The sequence below is a fragment of the Chryseobacterium jejuense genome (genome assembly GCF_900100075.1).
Lineage (GTDB): Bacteria > Bacteroidota > Bacteroidia > Flavobacteriales > Weeksellaceae > Chryseobacterium > Chryseobacterium jejuense.
Window position 1 is genome coordinate 800,912 of record NZ_FNEG01000002.1, and the last position, 13,677, is coordinate 814,588.

General features: G+C 35.2%; 12 protein-coding genes. 4 read left to right on the top strand and 8 right to left on the bottom strand.

Annotated elements, in window-relative coordinates:
• Nucleotides 1-68: 68 nt before the first annotated feature.
• The 7 genes from BLS98_RS09045 to BLS98_RS09080 form a co-directional block, all read right to left on the bottom strand.
• Nucleotides 69-1,226 carry a pyridoxal phosphate-dependent aminotransferase gene (locus tag BLS98_RS09045; protein ID WP_089735656.1) on the bottom strand — a complete coding sequence of 386 codons (1,158 nt, stop codon included), beginning with the start codon at nucleotides 1,224-1,226 and terminating at the stop codon, nucleotides 69-71.
• Nucleotides 1,227-1,230: 4 nt separating this feature from the next.
• Entirely contained in the window at nucleotides 1,231-2,307 is a 1,077-nt protein-coding gene (locus tag BLS98_RS09050) for an FAD-dependent monooxygenase (protein ID WP_089735658.1), read from the bottom strand.
• Nucleotides 2,308-2,557: 250 nt separating this feature from the next.
• Complete coding sequence (locus tag BLS98_RS09060; RefSeq protein WP_089735662.1) at nucleotides 2,558-3,934, bottom strand: tryptophanase; 1,377 nt, start codon at nucleotides 3,932-3,934, stop codon at nucleotides 2,558-2,560.
• A 91-nt stretch (nucleotides 3,935-4,025) separates the two neighbouring features.
• Nucleotides 4,026-4,643, bottom strand: a complete 618-nt coding sequence (locus BLS98_RS09065; RefSeq protein WP_089735663.1) for a DUF502 domain-containing protein — start codon at nucleotides 4,641-4,643, stop codon at nucleotides 4,026-4,028.
• Nucleotides 4,644-4,667: 24 nt separating this feature from the next.
• Nucleotides 4,668-5,246: a MiaE family protein gene (miaE, locus tag BLS98_RS09070; protein WP_089735666.1), complete on the bottom strand. Its 579-nt coding sequence runs from the start codon at nucleotides 5,244-5,246 to the stop codon at nucleotides 4,668-4,670.
• A 165-nt stretch (nucleotides 5,247-5,411) separates the two neighbouring features.
• Nucleotides 5,412-6,506, bottom strand: coding sequence for an acyltransferase family protein (locus BLS98_RS09075; RefSeq protein ID WP_089735668.1), 1,095 nt, complete (start codon nucleotides 6,504-6,506; stop codon nucleotides 5,412-5,414).
• Nucleotides 6,507-6,624: 118 nt separating this feature from the next.
• Complete coding sequence (locus BLS98_RS09080) at nucleotides 6,625-7,512, bottom strand: neutral zinc metallopeptidase (protein ID WP_089735671.1); 888 nt, start codon at nucleotides 7,510-7,512, stop codon at nucleotides 6,625-6,627.
• 183 nt (nucleotides 7,513-7,695) lie between these two features.
• On the opposite strand from BLS98_RS09080, the gene rplU reads away from it, so the two are divergent.
• From rplU to BLS98_RS23270, 4 genes are all read left to right on the top strand, one after another.
• The gene (gene rplU, locus BLS98_RS09085) at nucleotides 7,696-8,271 is read left to right on the top strand and encodes a 50S ribosomal protein L21 (RefSeq protein WP_089735672.1); all 576 of its coding nucleotides are present in this window, start codon (nucleotides 7,696-7,698) and stop codon (nucleotides 8,269-8,271) included.
• A gap of 12 nt (nucleotides 8,272-8,283) precedes the next feature.
• A complete protein-coding gene (gene rpmA, locus BLS98_RS09090; RefSeq protein ID WP_027372929.1) occupies nucleotides 8,284-8,541 on the top strand; it encodes a 50S ribosomal protein L27 in 258 nt (85 codons plus the stop codon).
• Nucleotides 8,542-8,740: 199 nt separating this feature from the next.
• Nucleotides 8,741-8,905 (top strand): bacteriocin-like protein, encoded by a 165-nt coding sequence (locus BLS98_RS23265; RefSeq protein ID WP_167356193.1) that lies wholly within the window; start codon nucleotides 8,741-8,743, stop codon nucleotides 8,903-8,905.
• Nucleotides 8,906-9,380: 475 nt separating this feature from the next.
• Nucleotides 9,381-9,548, top strand: coding sequence for a bacteriocin-like protein (locus BLS98_RS23270; protein WP_167356194.1), 168 nt, complete (start codon nucleotides 9,381-9,383; stop codon nucleotides 9,546-9,548).
• A gap of 246 nt (nucleotides 9,549-9,794) precedes the next feature.
• Here the strand turns inward: BLS98_RS23270 and BLS98_RS09095 are convergent, their stop codons facing one another.
• Nucleotides 9,795-12,329, bottom strand: coding sequence for a DUF5686 family protein (locus BLS98_RS09095; protein WP_228425113.1), 2,535 nt, complete (start codon nucleotides 12,327-12,329; stop codon nucleotides 9,795-9,797).
• Nucleotides 12,330-13,677 lie beyond the last annotated feature (1,348 nt).

A 13,677-nucleotide genomic window follows, 5' to 3' on the forward strand; every position in this document is an offset into this window, starting at 1 on the left:
AATATGGTTTATATTAAATGAAAGTAAAATAATAGTTAAAATATTTAATTTAACGAAAATTTTTAATCTTAAAAGCTGGTAATGATTCTGTTAAGACCTTCTTCCAAAATTTCCTGAGAAGTAGAGAAGCATATTCTGATGTGTCCTTCGGCTCCTTTTCCAAACCATCTTTCCGATCCGGGAACAATGGCTACCTTTCCATGTTGCAGAACATGCTGGGCAAACTGATCGCTGGACATTCCGTTTTCAATCTTCGGAAATAATACAAAAGTAGCTTCGGGAAGATTAGGGGTTACAAGTCCTGATCCGTTCAGCAATCGGAAAGCCAGATCTCTGTTTTGTTGTAAGTGACTTAAAAACTCTTTGTACCAAGGTTTAGCTTTCTCCAATGCGACACTTCCAGCAATCTGTGATAGGGTAGAGACACCTTCTATAGTAGAATTAAAATTGGATTTCTCTGTAAAATCTTCCAGAATTTCCTGATCGTTACATAAAACAGCGCCAATTCTCAGTCCTGCAATTCCAAATGATTTCGAAAATCCATAAACTGTGAAACTTTTTCTTTTGGCTTCTTCAGAAACTGATGAATAGGTGTAAAAATCTCTGTTGTCATAAATAATATCACTCCAGATTTCATCGCTCATTACCCATAAATCATGAACCGCAGCAATCTCTGAAACCTTTTTCAAAACCTCTTTGGAATATACCTTACCAAGCGGATTATGCGGATTACAGATGCTGATGAGTTTTGTATTGGAATTGATTAATGAAACCAGTTTTTCAAAATCAATTTCTCCGGTTTGGGTATTTACAGGACAGAGTTTTACAGTTCCACCAGATGTTTCTACAGATTTCTTAAATAAAAAATCAACAGGATCCAGAATGATGGCTTCATCACCAGGGCTTAAAACATATTTGGCGATAAGGAACATTCCCTGTGCTGCACTGTTGACGGCCAATACATTTTCAGGAGCAAAACTCCCGTGCTTTTCCTGGTTAAAATGATCTGCAACACTTTTCTTGAACTCAGGAATTCCGGAGAAAGGACCATAGCTCAGATAACCGTCTTTTATGTATTCAATGATTCCTTGTTCTATTTCAGGAGCTGTTCTAAAGTCTGGGTCAGCAGCTGTTAAAGGGATTATCCCATCTTCTAGGGTTGCCCATCTTCCGTTATACGCTTTTCTTTTTAGCGCTTCAAAGTTGATATCGTTATTGGTAAACATTTTTCTATTTATATGATATGGGTAAAATATTGTCTGTCTGTTGGTCTGTTGGGAGAAGAAACTGATTCAATAATATTCGGCCATTATTGATATGGGTTTCTATTTCAGGCTTTCTTTCTGCTTCATATTTACGGAAAGCGTCTGTGATAGAGTGTTCTTCAACTAAATATTTCGTCAGTATATAAGAATCTTTCAATGCTGAGGTGACTCCCTGACTTGTAAAAGGAATGAGCGGATGTGCTGCATCGCCTATGAATACAATGTTATCTTTATAAAAGGGGTTAAGCTCCTCCAACTCATAAACGCACCATAAATGTACATTTTCGTAACTCGATTTTTGAATAATTGAAGAAACTAAAGGATCCCAGTCAGCAAAAACCTCAAGCATATATTTCTTCAGATTATCTGAGCTACACTCATTGATCTTATATTTTTCATTATCAAACTGCGAGTACCAAAGAATCGTGTCATGAGAAAGCTTAAGAATCCCAAAAGTAAGTCCACCCTGATCGTGATGGAACTTTATGAAATCATTTTCAATAGTTGCTGCTATTTCTTCATTTTGAATAATATTAACCACTTCATTTTCCTGTACCTGCCTCATTTTTTCATCCTTGAAGAGGCATCTTCTGATACGGCTTTTAGAACCATCTGAAACAATAGTGATGTCAGCATCTATATAACTTCCGTCAGAATGTTTTAGTTTTCCTTTTTCTGTATCAGAAGGAATTACTGATGTATTATACGTTATTTTTTCAGGGGAGATATTTCTGGATAAAAGATGAATGAGTGCATGCCTCGAAATGGCAAACACTTTGTTGAGGTCCTTTTCTGCAAGTTTTTTCCCTGTATGGGAATATTGTACATATTTTTTCAGAAAACTTCCGTGTTCAAAAAGAACAGCTGGATCTATAATCTGACTAAGATATTCAATGCCTTCTTGTGGAATTAGAAAGCCATGGCCGGCCAAATCTTCTTTTTTTCTTCTTTCGTAAATGTGATAATCAATTTTGTGTTTTTCGAGATGATTCGCCATGCTTAAGCCGGAAATACCAGCGCCCACGACAACAATTTTGTTCATGTTCGGAATAATGGTTTTTTTCAGGTTGGTGTTTAAATACTTTTCGGTCTGTTTTTTAATGGATACAAAAGTAAATTAAAATCATTCATTATTTTTAAAAAATAAATTAAATTGATTCTGATTTTTTGAAAAATAAGATGAAAAGCATAAGAAATGCATGAGGATAAAGATAAGATTTTGAGGAAGATATTTGCTGCATGAATAAACGGCATAAAAAAACCGGAAATGAATTCCGGTTTTGCTTTTATCCTTATGCTTTTTCAAGCTGAACAGTAAAATGTCTTAATATTTCCGGTTCCCAGGTAATTTTATACCCTTTTGCAATTTCTTCACGTCTTTCATATACGTTCTTTATTGCTGCAGCAATATAATCCATATGATTATTGGTGTAGGTTCTTCTAGGGATGGCAAGACGTACCAGTTCCAGTTTCGGATAGCGGTTTTGTCTTGTCTCAGGATCTCTGTCGGCCAGTAACGTTCCAATTTCCACCGTTCTGATTCCTGCTTCCTTATAGATTTCAAGACCTAAAGTTTGTGCCGGATATTCCTCACGGGAAACATTAGGAAGGAAACTTAAAGAATCAATGAAAACGGCATGCCCTCCGATTGGTTTCTGTACCGGAATTCCATATTCAATTAACTTATTTCCAAGATATTCTACCTGAGAAATTCTGCTTTCCAGATAAGCAAATTCTGTAGCTTCATCAAGACCTACCGCTAATGCAGCCATATCTCTTCCAGCCATTCCTCCATAAGTGATGAATCCTTCATAGATGATTGTAAAATTAGAAGCTTTTCTGAAAACTTCTTCATTATTTAAAGCGATAAATCCTCCAATATTTACTAATCCATCTTTTTTAGAACTCATGGTCATTCCTTCTCCATAAGAGAAAATTTCTTTACAGATCTCTTTGATGGTTCTGTTTTCCTGACCTTGCTCTCTTTTCTTAATGAAGTAAGCATTCTCTGCAAACCTTGCAGAATCAAAGAATACAGGGATTCCATATTGGTCAGAAAGAGCTTTTACAGCTTTCATATTCTCCAAAGAAACAGGTTGTCCCCCGGAAGAATTACAGGTAATGGTAATCAGACAGAAAGGAATATTTTCTTTAGGATGGCTTTTATAAATCGCTTCCAGTTTCTCAAGATTGATATTTCCTTTGAAAGGGTGAGGATTATTAATATCAAAAGCTTCGTCAATAGTACAGTCAACGGCATGAGCTTTTCTGAACTCGATGTGTCCTTTTGTTGTGTCAAAATGTGAATTTCCTGGAACAATATCTCCTTCTTTTACTAATACTGAGAAAAGTACATTTTCGGCAGCTCTTCCCTGGTGAGTTGGTAATAGATATTTGAACCCTGTAATTCTTTCAACACTGTTCTGAAGTTCTTCAAAAGAACGGGAACCTGCGTAGCTTTCGTCTCCGGTCATCAATGCGCCCCATTGCCTGTCAGACATTGCTCCGGTTCCGGAATCAGTTAAAAGATCAATAAAAACTTGTGAAGATTTTAAATTAAAGAGATTGTAATTAGCTTCTTTAAGCCATTCTTCTCTTTCAGCTCTTGTAGATTGGCGGATTTCTTCCACCATTTTAATGCGGAAAGGCTCCGCGTACGGTAAATTCATGGGTTGGTATGTTTTTAAATTGTTTGTAAAAGAAAATTTGTTTGAAAATAATTTTCAAATTCATCAATGTATATCTAAAGTAGAATAGAGATTATTCCGGTGCTTTAAATATATTTTCATCAGAATGGAATCCGGCTACACCGCCGCTTACTGCAAACTTCATCGCAGAAGCAGCAGTCATCCCCACTACAGGTTTGATGTTTTTTTCTTCAGTAACAATTACCCAGCCCGAAATTGCATAGGAATGGGGTAAATATACCGCAACGTAATTATGCTTGTCAACGTCCGACATTTCTTTTTGAGTTAAAAAACCGATTCTCCAGATCTCCGGATTTTCATTGGTCTTAACCCATACAGGATCGTTGAATTTTTTCTTGTCGCCCACAAAAGAGGACATAACGTCCTTTGTAGGAGTGTAAATATGTTTTACTCCCGGTGTTTTTTCCAGTAAGCTATCCATGGTGTCGAAAAAGAACCTTCCCACCACAAATTTATTTCCCAGATATCCTAAAATAGCCGTAAGTAATATAATTGAAACGAAAACAAGCCCAGGAATCTGTTTGGCAAGCGAAGGAACAAGATTGTCTATTGCACTTACAATATACCAGATCACAAAAATCGTAAGTCCGATTGGTCCAATAATAACCAGTCCCTGAAAAAAGTTTTTCAGGAATAGATTGGCAATACTTTCAAAGCTTGGTTTCTTCAATGTTTCTTCTTTACTATTTATATTTTAACCGTGTATAGTTTCTTTATTTCCGTAAGATTTAATGATACTGGCTTCATATTCTAACCATGCATCCCATCGTTCATTTACCTTTTCAGGATCTCCAAGCTGTCTTGCAAATCCAATGAAGGTTGTATAGTGGTTCGCTTCAGAAATCATAAGTTCTTTATAAAAGACTTTAAGCTCTTCATCTTTAATATTTTCAGTAAGAACCTTAAATCTTTCACAGCTTCTGGCTTCAATCATCGCAGCAAAAAGCATTTTATCTACAATAAGCTGCTCTCTGGTTCCCTGAATAATAAACTTTGCCAATTCATTTACATAATCATCTTTTCTGGCTCTTCCAAACTGGTAGCCTCTCTTTTTAATGATCTCATGAACCTGATTGAAGTGATCCAGCTCTTCCTGAGCAATAGCAAGAAGTTCTGTAACAATTTCCGGATATTCAGGAAGCATAGTGATCAGACCAATAGCATTGGTCGCTGCTTTTTGTTCGCACCATGCATGGTCCGTTAAAATTTCTTCGATGTTTCCTTCTGCAATGTTTGCCCACCTTGGATCGGTTGGGAGTTTCAACTTAAACATTTTTTAAAATTTTTGTAAATTTAAAACAAATTAGAGATATTTGGTGCTTCTGATAGGATAGATTTTATTTTCTATTGAGTTTTATGTAATCAGGCTCCTATTTTATATTGTATTTATAAATGCGGGAGTTACTATTATTACCCTTCAGATGCATTTATTAAGCAATCAATCTTTAATAGCGGTTTTCTTTCTTAAAAACTCAAGAATACACCATCCTAATGCATCTATTTTTTTCAACCCGGCAGAAATAACAAAGGCTAAAATGATATTAATAACATAAATAATGATCATTAACAGCCACCAGGGCATATTTTCCTTCAAAGGAACTACCAGAAAATAGACTAAAGAAGAACTTAGTCCTTGGGCAAAATAGAAAAAGATGGCATTTTTACCAATATAAGTAATGATGTTTTCCTTGGTAATCTTCAAACGGTTGTAAAGAACAAATAAGGTCACTAATGAGAATTGTGCCCAAATGATATAAGGGATCTGGGGTGGGAATTTATTCTTATTAATTTTATAGAAAATTTCATTTCCATAATACCAGAACATCCATATTAAAGCTGCTGCTACCATTGCATAGGCTACAGGAATGAATTTGGAAGTAATCTTTTTTCCACGCATCCTGTTTCCAATTAAGAAAATGGCCATATAAAAGGCAACATAACCCACCTGTCCTGTTGGATAATATTCCGGGAAGCTGTTGAATAATAAGGTTAGTCCAATACAAAGTCCAATGAACCAATTGATATGTTTAGGGAAAAACCTTAAGATTAAAACTCCCAGAACGGTAAGAATATAATACACTTTCAGATACCAAAAGCTGCCCATAACAACCGGAAAAGTATCAGCATTGGTGTACTGGTGAAGGTACCAGTTACCTAAGTTTTGCCATTGTGGCATCGTTGAAATACTGGTTGTGGAATATTTTGATCCAAATGTTGAATAAAAACTTTGCAGCCATTCCATAGAAAAGAAGGAAAGACCAAATACTTTAAAAAAGTAGTCTAAAAAGAACAGAAAGGTCACAAAGATCATATAAGTGATCTGTAGTTTCAGTAATCTGTAAAACGTTTTCTCAATATTAGCTCCTGATGTGATTCCGCTTAAAGCATAAAATAAGGCGACATCAAAAACAAGAGAAAAGACTCTTACTTCTGCAGGAATATAAAACTGCCCGGACCAGAAAGCAGTGTGGATAAAGATAATGGATAGGGTAGCTAGTCCTTTGGCGAAGTCAATGTAGAGGTCTCTGTTCATTATGATGGGATATGAGGTCAAAAGTAAATAAACTTCTGTTATTTTTCAAGACAAATAAAAAGAGGCAGAACCTAATTGTCTGCCTCCTTTCTTAAATATGCTAAAAATGAATGTTTCTTTATTGAAGATGTTTAAATTCTTCCGCTGAAATTTCTCCGGACTGAATTTTTCTTAATTCATCTATATATTGGCTCATGTAAGCATCAATTTCTGGGTTTACAGTGTTTTTAGCCATTTTGTAAGTTCCGTTAAGAACTCCTTGATAATAATAGAAGAAGTTATAATCGAAGTTGGAAGCATTAAGGTCATATTGTCCTAAAAGGAAACCTAAACGAACAGCTGATCTTCTTTGTGCAGGAGTTCCGTGGTGTCCCGGACTTGAAGTCTGATAATCTCCAATGCTTTGTGCAAATTCGTAAGCTGCAGCAATTTCAGAGAAATTAGTTTTGTTGTAGCCGTTTGGTCTTCTTAAATAGTATCCTGCAAAACCGTCAGCTTCAAGCTCATTAGGTCTTGCTGTATTTTCGTTTACTGAAGGAAGTCCAAAAATATACTGTAACTGATGCCCGTACTCATGGGCAAGAATCATCGCATTTACAATATCCCCACCTTTTGCTTTTGCATCATAATAGATAGCATATCCATAATAGATCTTTCCTGTAGAGTAGGAAATGGCATTGTAGGTTGAATTGAAATTGGAAGCATCATTCACAAATCGTAGAGTAGGATTGCTTCTTCCCCATAAACTTGCAATTTTAGTCATTTGAGCATTCATAAAATTGGTGTCTGTGGCGTTCTGAAGTCCTGTCATCAAAACAGAATTGGAACTCCAGTTGTTGTCTACATAGGCGCAGGTTTTTTCAAGTGCTCCTGGCTGTTCAATTTTTGCACTAAGGCTCTCCTGTTGAGGAAGAGCTGCCTCTTCCATTTTGTCATCACTACATGCTGTCAGGAATGTTGCAGCAATAGCGCCCGCTAATAAGCAGAGATTAAAGTTTCTTTTCATATAATTATTTAGTTGGTGAAACGAAGTTAAGAAATTATCTTTTATGAATGAGCACTTTAGTATTAAAAATTATTCAAAACATAGTGAATATATTTTTTCAATAAAAAACATTGCTTTGATTGTAAGGTGTTTAGAATTTTATTTGTATATTTGCACCTCGAAATAACTAAAAATTTATAAACAATGTTTGCAATTGTAGAAATAGCAGGGCTTCAATACAAAGTTGAGCAAGACCAAAAGTTGTTTGTGAACCGTTTAAAAGGAGACAAAGGAGGAAAAGTTTCTTTCGATAAAGTTCTTCTTACTGTAAACGGAGCAATCACTGTAGGCGCCCCAGCTGTAAGCGGAATCACTGTGGAAGCAGAGATTCTTGACCACGTAAAAGCTGATAAAGTAATCATTTTCAAAAAGAAAAGAAGAAAAGGTTACCAAGTTAAAAACGGTCACAGACAATCTTTAACTCAAATCGTAATCACTGGTATTACAGGATTTGAAGCGGGAGCTAAAAAAGCTGCTAAAAAAGAAACTGTAAAGTCTGAAGTTCTTTCTGACAACGCAACTGTTAACTTTAGTGAAGATCACGAGTTGAACTATCACTTAAAGAAAAACAACTTGTCTCAGTCTAAAGAGAACAGAGAAACTTTAATTACTTTAGGTAAAGCAGTTAAAGTTGAATTAGAGAAAAATATTCTTACTCATGAAGAAGTAGATGCTGCTATCATTAAGAATATCGATCAATTTAAAGCACTTAACAAATAATCCAGTAATAAAATGGCACACAAGAAAGGAGTCGGTAGTTCCAAGAACGGTAGAGAGTCTCACTCTAAGAGATTAGGTGTGAAGATTTTCGGAGGACAAGCAGCTATTGCCGGAAATATTATTGTTAGACAAAGAGGTACTCAGCACCACCCAGGTGATAACGTGGGAATCGGTAAAGATCACACTTTGTTTGCATTAGTAGATGGTAAAGTAGTTTTCAGAAAGAAAGCAAATAACAGATCTTTCGTATCTGTAGAGCCAAACGCATAATTATAAGCGTTTTATAAAAATTAAAGCCTCAGCATTTTTTTGCTGAGGCTTTTTTTTGTTTCTCCTGTCTAAAAGTTAAATTTATTATAAATATTCTACCGGAAGTGAAATATTTATATATTTGTTGTGTATCAAATAACAAATCAATTGCGGAAGCCGAAAAGCACATAGAGTAGGCAGTACATTAAAACTAAATAATATGAAAAATTCAAAAAAATTAACGAAAAAACAGTTGAAAACAATTGCTGGAGGTGAGAGATGTCCAATTCCTGCTTCATGGTGCAGCGAATGGTGTGGATGGTCAGCTTGGCAAAAAGCTCATTGTGCTAATGCTGTTATTGATGAAATGCCTTGTAATTGTTAATCAGTTCTTATTCGATAGTCCATAAATTAACATAGGATCTATGAAACATTTTAAAAGGCTGACCAAAGGGATTTTGAAAAATATTAACGGTGGCGGAATATATTGCCCTCCAATAACAGATACATGTGAAGATTGGTGTGGATGGACTCCATGGCAAAAGTCACATTGTTTGCTTGGAGAGCCGTGTGCACCCTGCTAACCTTATAGATTAAATAAAAATTAGAAAACTACAGTTTCTTTGAAGCTGTGGTTTTTTGTTTTACAGGGTATTTCGATGTATAATCTTCTTATGTTGATCTAGTATATGAATTTTGAAGGTAAAAAGATTTTCTGTATTCCATTCCATTAAAAAGTATATTTTATAAATTATCCTTAAATGGTGAAATATTTATATATTTACTAATGATCAAACAATAAATGAATTGCGGAAGCCGAAAAGCATATAGAGTAGGCAAGACATTAAAACTAAATAACTATGAAAAATCTGAAAAAACTAACAAAGAAGAGTCTGAAAGAAATTAATGGTGGAGCAGGAAACTGTCCTCCTATAGCAAGTTCTTGCAATTCTTGGTGCAGATGGACGACATGGCAGAAACTGCATTGCCCAAGTAATATTTTTGAAGAACCTTGTGAGTGTATTTAATATAAACTATTGTTGAGATGAGAAATTATAAAAAACTTACAAAAAATCAATTGAAATCAATTGGTGGTGGAAATGATTATATCTGTCCGGATTTCATAATAAAAACTTGTACACAATGGTGCAGGTTAAGTTCCTGGCAACAGCAATATTGTTTGAGTACTTTAGAAGAATCTTGCAATTGCTCTTAATAAAGCTTAAAATAGATCGGGCGGCTTCGAAGAAGCCGCCCGATTACTATAGTATATTTTAGAATCCAACCTGAAAACCAGCTTTAACGCCGAATTTTGAAATATCAGGCCTGTCAAGATAGTTACCTCTCCAGTTGAAATCTACTCTGAAAATTCTTAGGTTACCAATTCCAATATTTTCAATCCCAAATCCATATTCATAATAAATGTGATCACTAGGAGCAGAATATTTAAATCCTTCTACATTAATTGCTTTGGATGCATCGCTTAAAGTTCCATATGCAGCCCTGATAAAGGCTACCTCTCTGAATTTTAACTTCTTAATTAAAGGAATATAAGACAAAATTTTACCATTAAAGTGGTGTTCCAAATGAAGAGTAGTATAAGCATCAGCTACAAACTCGTAATAATTAAGCTGTGAGAATGTATTCGGAGCTAAACCGTAAGAAAGGTTAGCAGGAATAATATTCTGTAAAGCCAATGGAACGGTATTGAAATTTTTCCCTGCTTCAAAATTTACAATTGTTTTTCCTAATGTTCCGATCAAAAACGGTTTGTAGAACATAAACTGAAGCTTGTCATAGTTGAAATCGGCATTGAACAATCCTTCAATACCTCTGGTGTATCTTAAAACAATAGTAGGGGCAAGGTTTTTTGCCTGGTATCTGTCAATTCCGGTTTGAGAAAATCTTGCTCCAGGTTTTGCAATTAAGCTAATTGTTACATGAGAATCATTTACTGTTTTTCTTAGTTGCCCGTCTGGCTGATAGTACATAAGATTGAATTTCTCAGGGATGGCTGACTTAATACTTTGCATAACTCCGTCAACTCTTATCTGTACATTTTTCCATGGTTCAATAGCAGCAAAAACACTAGTTTGGTTTACAGAACTTAAAGAAATATTCTCCCCTCTTGCAAAAAATGTACTGGAAGATAAAGAACGGGATGCCACTCCATCACCGGATGTAAGCTGCCCACCAAGCTGAACAACATCTCTGCTGGTTCCAGCTCCAATCATAAATCGGTTAAGCCTGTTAAACATATATCGGGCTTCTGCACCGTATTTTACTTGATGATCTTTAAATCCATAGGCAGTATAGAACTGAACTCTCCAGGGATCATTCAATCCAAAATAGGATCTTGCTCCAATTCTTATTCTGTCTCCTTCCACCTCATTTCTTCCATAAACAGAAAAAATAGGACCAAAATCTACTCCTTTAAAAGCATTATAATAACGAGAACCAAGAGTTTCAACCAATTTTACCATGCGATTGAACTTTGGGGTCTGCTGAAGCTGATCTAGCATTTTATATACACCTTGTTCGGATTTGGATAAAGTATCTGGTCTTGCTTTTGTCCAATAAGTATCATCTTTATCAGTGAACTTATCTTCATATTCTTCTTCCGTACGCTTAAAAACTTTAGGATCTAGAGGAATATTGAATTCGTAATTAGAATAATCAACAGATTTTTTTGCGATAATGCTCTTAGATCCTTTCTTCTTAGAAAAAGGACTCATCTCAACTTCCGTAACTAATTTCTTGGGAAGAAAGGTTGTTTCGTCCGGATTGTCGTATTCCAACTGAGTGTAAACACTGTTCACAAAGTTAACATTGATTTTCTGAGTTGACCTTAAAGTAGCTCCCAGAACAGCATAGGTATCCGTATCTATATAAAGATTTCCCTGAAATGCCAGTACATCCTTACGTTTAGGCTGATATCTTATTTGAAAAGCCTTCTCTCCACGAATAGAAATGGTATCTACAAGGTTATAATCATAGGTCCCGAACCCGTCTGTTCCTGCTGGACTCTGAAAGCCAATGTCAAAATAGTTTAACGTATTATCGTAAATATTAATATCTCTGTAAAGGTTCTTCGCAGAAACTGTAATTACCTGATTATCCTGGAACCCTGATGTTTTTTGAGCCACCAACGTTCTTTTGGTATTTTTATCAGGCTTATTTTTGCCATAATTTTCATATACAGCTTCATTTAAGAACACGGGAAGTCCAAGTCTTCCGCTGGCAGTAGAATCTGCGTAATCAAAAATGAAATCAAGCTTATTGAAGATTTTCTTCTTCATGAAGGCACTGTCTATATTATTGAGATCAAATTGAGTCTTTTCATATTCTTTATATGAATAGGTATCAAATTTTTCAAGACCGTTATTCCTTTTTTGAGCCCATACTTTTTGCATAATTGCATAAGCAGGATTTTCCTTCTTGTTTTTGTATTTGGGTTTCCCAGCCTGAATAACCACTTCCTGAATATTACTTACTTTGGCCTGAGAAAGCTGAACAAAAATATTCTCAGCATTCTCCGGAGTAATATCAAGAGTTTCTGTAGTATAGTTCTTTCTGATAAACCTCAGTCTTTGGATAATGCTATCAGACTGAACGCTGAAGCTTCCTGAGGTGGTGGTAAGAGAAGGAGTTTTATTATCATTGATAAAAATATCAACTTTGCTCACTTCCTTGTTGTTTTTGGCATCAACAATCTTTCCGCTGGCCTTGTTTTGAGCATAGGTAAAGCTGGTAATGGTCAGGAAAAAAAATAAAAAATAGTGTTTTTTGGAGGTCTTGTTTAACATCATTCGTTTCTTCAGGCAATTAGCACAAACAAAAAGTATGCAGGTTTTTAAAAAATATATAAAAAAATAAAATATTCTTACGTTTCTATGTAAAACGGCAAATTTAACAAAAATAGTACTATCATTTAAGAAAAAATAAATACTATGTTTGTTGCCTTAATAGATAAGGATCAATTGATTAATGACAAGGTGAAAAGTCACGGTATTTATGACTTATATTTACCGAAATCCACTTTTTTTAACAGATAATAAGATAGAAAGTCTTTAATGACTATCCCAAAAAAATGATTTTTTCAAATCGGAATTTACTTGTAAGACTCCTTATAAATCCTAATTATTCATTTTAATAGATTATAGATTACAATAAATGGTAAAATGGCCATATTATATATAAGTTGTGTCTCTGTCTTCATCTTCATTTTTCCAGCTCTTAAACCCTCCGTCGATAAAATTCTCAAACTCTCAAACTCTCAAATTTCATCAGGAGCTTAATCCCGCTCTCCACTCATACTCCTCGCGCCAATGCCCTCCAACGCTCAACCCCTTTCTCTCACCAACGCATGCTGCGGGGTAACCGTTTCTATCGGGGCTAGGGTAGGGGACAAGAATAATGAGTAATGAGTGGCGGGGAATAGAGAATAGAGAATAGAGAATAGAGAATGGCTGTCATTAATTAGTAATATTAACCATTATTCATAATGAATGTCTTCCATCATTCCCCTCCTTTGACGGGGTGGTTATCCAATTATTTCCAGTCCTCTGTGCAAATCCGCGCAATCTGTGGGAAAATAAAAAATACACAGCCCTCATTTTATAAAAGAATCCTTTATAATAAGTATTGTATTACTTTATTTCTTCATCTCCCTTTCTGTTCTGCGCAATCTTTGTCATTCTATAAGGATTTCACCAGCGCTCAGCAATGTATTGTTAAAAAACCTTCAATCATTCTTTCCCACCAACCAGAAGTCCATCAGTAAGAATGGGCTTTAGCCAAAACGTACTTGTACCAAGTAGAGATCTCACATCATATATTGTCTATTATATAATGTATACCTTCCGTTACTCATTACTCATTCATTTTATATCCTCCCAAAATACCTATATTTCCCACTTTCCTTATATTCTATATTCTCCACGCAAATCCTTCAAACAAATGTTTAAAATTTTTCTCTCAAGGTATCAGTTATTTAGGTGAAAATATTACGTAAATATGAAATTAAAGTTAACAAAGTTTGTTTTGCGTGGTAATAAGTTGTTATCTTTGCCCCACTGAAAAACGAAAGAGATTCAGTAAGCGCAGAAGAGCTTTTAGATAAGCAAGAACATTATATTCTACTAAAGGAAACGGACG

What these genes read in the sequence shown, in the direction of transcription:
- BLS98_RS09045 (WP_089735656.1), bottom strand. Translation starts at nt 1,226, where the DNA reads ATGTTTACCAATAACGATATCAACTTTGAAGCGCTAAAAAGAAAAGCG.
- BLS98_RS09050 (WP_089735658.1), bottom strand. Translation starts at nt 2,307, where the DNA reads ATGAACAAAATTGTTGTCGTGGGCGCTGGTATTTCCGGCTTAAGCATG.
- BLS98_RS09060 (WP_089735662.1), bottom strand. Translation starts at nt 3,934, where the DNA reads ATGAATTTACCGTACGCGGAGCCTTTCCGCATTAAAATGGTGGAAGAA.
- miaE (WP_089735666.1), bottom strand. Translation starts at nt 5,246, where the DNA reads ATGTTTAAGTTGAAACTCCCAACCGATCCAAGGTGGGCAAACATTGCA.
- BLS98_RS09075 (WP_089735668.1), bottom strand. Translation starts at nt 6,506, where the DNA reads ATGAACAGAGACCTCTACATTGACTTCGCCAAAGGACTAGCTACCCTA.
- BLS98_RS09080 (WP_089735671.1), bottom strand. Translation starts at nt 7,512, where the DNA reads ATGAAAAGAAACTTTAATCTCTGCTTATTAGCGGGCGCTATTGCTGCA.
- rplU (WP_089735672.1), top strand. Translation starts at nt 7,696, where the DNA reads ATGTTTGCAATTGTAGAAATAGCAGGGCTTCAATACAAAGTTGAGCAA.
- rpmA (WP_027372929.1), top strand. Translation starts at nt 8,284, where the DNA reads ATGGCACACAAGAAAGGAGTCGGTAGTTCCAAGAACGGTAGAGAGTCT.
- BLS98_RS23265 (WP_167356193.1), top strand. Translation starts at nt 8,741, where the DNA reads ATGAAAAATTCAAAAAAATTAACGAAAAAACAGTTGAAAACAATTGCT.
- BLS98_RS23270 (WP_167356194.1), top strand. Translation starts at nt 9,381, where the DNA reads ATGAAAAATCTGAAAAAACTAACAAAGAAGAGTCTGAAAGAAATTAAT.
- BLS98_RS09095 (WP_228425113.1), bottom strand. Translation starts at nt 12,329, where the DNA reads ATGATGTTAAACAAGACCTCCAAAAAACACTATTTTTTATTTTTTTTC.